The organism is Bacteroides sp. An269 (assembly GCF_002159755.1).
GTDB lineage: Bacteria > Bacteroidota > Bacteroidia > Bacteroidales > Bacteroidaceae > Phocaeicola > Phocaeicola intestinalis.
Genome location: NZ_NFJG01000232.1, coordinates 1 through 1,134, shown reverse-complemented (window position 1 = coordinate 1,134; position 1,134 = coordinate 1). Strand labels below are relative to the sequence as shown.

Genomic DNA, 1,134 nt, shown 5'->3' with positions numbered 1-1,134 from the left:
ATCTGACGAAGAACAGGAGCGGAAAGGACCAAAAAATCGCCCAAAGCACACACGAAAACGAATACATCAAGCCAAGAAAAACTTTTTGGAGAAATTCAAAACAGCTTCTAAGCAAAACAATTCAGAATTAACACTGCTTACTAAGATAAGAGAGGCGTTCCCAATCTCATAATGGGAAACGCCTCCCTTTCTTTTTATCTTTACATTAACCTTTAAATTACGGATATGAAAAAATGAATTCCGCATTTCACTCAATGAACTGTAGGGACGTATCGCATACGCCCTGAAATCATCCGCGTGGATAAGTTGACGCATTCAGGCGTATGCGATATGCCCCTACATGGCTGTTTGCGAAATTCATAAATAGTAAATCGTAAATAGACAAATAGTAAATCAGACGGTTTTCCAGTCCTCCACCGTACCCGTTTCGGAAGAGAAGTTCACTCCTATTTTGTATAAGGTGCGCGGGTCTGCTTCGTAGGGTCGGGCATAACCTTTCGCCTCTATCTGTGCCAAAGCCTCGTCCGCCGTACCGTCGCGCTTGAACTCGAAAATATAGATGTAGCCATCCGTCTCCACGATGCAATCGGCACGCCCCTGGCTCTGCTCCTTCTCCGTATAGACCGTGTAGACGCTTATCAGGCGGAAAATGAGATAAAGCGTATAGTGGAAGAAGCGTTCCTTCTCCGCCTCGTCCTTCTTGGTACGCATTGAGTATGGAATACTGGCAAGGAACGATGTGAACAGTTTGCGAAGCTGTTCCAAATCGCCGTGTTTCAGAGATTCCACTACGTCTATTACCCAATTCCCCATATTTTCTTTGGATTTCAGGTAATCGGAAGCGATTAAGGACACGAAACCGTTCTTCACTTCGTTGTTCGGGAAATCGAGAAGGAAACGTTCGTATACAGGCTCATATCCTTTGATGGTCAGATAACCGCTCTGGTAAATCATCGGCAAGGGCTTTTCCACGTCCGCCTTGTAATCGACAAACTCTTCGGGGCGATAATAACGTCCGGTCAGTTCGTTCAGGTCCTCCTGCGTATGGTTCAGCAGGCGGACCAGATAGGTGGGTGTGCCGCTGGAGAACCAATAGTCACGGAGTGCCTTTTTGGCAAACGCGTTCAGCAGGCT

At 46.4% G+C, this 1,134-nt stretch carries 1 protein-coding gene; it reads right to left on the bottom strand.

The window, feature by feature from the left end:
- Nucleotides 1–393: 393 nt before the first annotated feature.
- On the bottom strand, nt 394–1,134 hold a 741-nt coding region (locus B5F71_RS19460; RefSeq protein WP_206423874.1), incomplete at its 5' end, for a PD-(D/E)XK nuclease domain-containing protein.